The organism is Streptomyces beijiangensis (assembly GCF_017315755.1).
Classification (GTDB): domain Bacteria; phylum Actinomycetota; class Actinomycetes; order Streptomycetales; family Streptomycetaceae; genus Streptomyces; species Streptomyces beijiangensis.
On record NZ_JAFLRJ010001397.1, the window covers coordinates 1 to 314 of the forward strand.

The window sequence follows — 314 nt, forward strand, 5'->3', positions numbered from 1 at the left end:
GCCCCACGCTGTCTACACCGAAACCCCCACGCACGGCGGGCAGGTGGACCACGCGGCGGAGGTGGTGGCTGCTGCTGTCGGCACGTTCGACCGCCTGCGCATGGCGGCTCTGCCTGAACAGGAGTCGCTGGCCCTGCTTGCCAAGATCACAAAGGAGCACGCAAATGAGCAGCACCGAAGCACCCCGGCGAATTGAGTGGGTCAAGAGTACGTACGGCGGCGCGCGACGGCGGCCAGGGCGTCGAGTGGGCCCCCGCCCACGCGGCCGCCAAGGGTGAGTTCCTGGTGCGGGACAGCAAGGTGCAGGAGGACCC

At 69.1% G+C, this 314-nt stretch carries 2 pseudogenes; both read left to right on the forward strand.

The annotated features are described in order from the left end of the window. Window positions 1-196: pseudogene (locus tag J0695_RS41995) on the forward strand (hypothetical protein); the annotation flags it as partial. Further along, window positions 165-314 (forward strand): annotated as a pseudogene (locus J0695_RS44960) (DUF397 domain-containing protein); the annotation flags it as partial. The pseudogenes J0695_RS41995 and J0695_RS44960, both read left to right, overlap by 32 nt.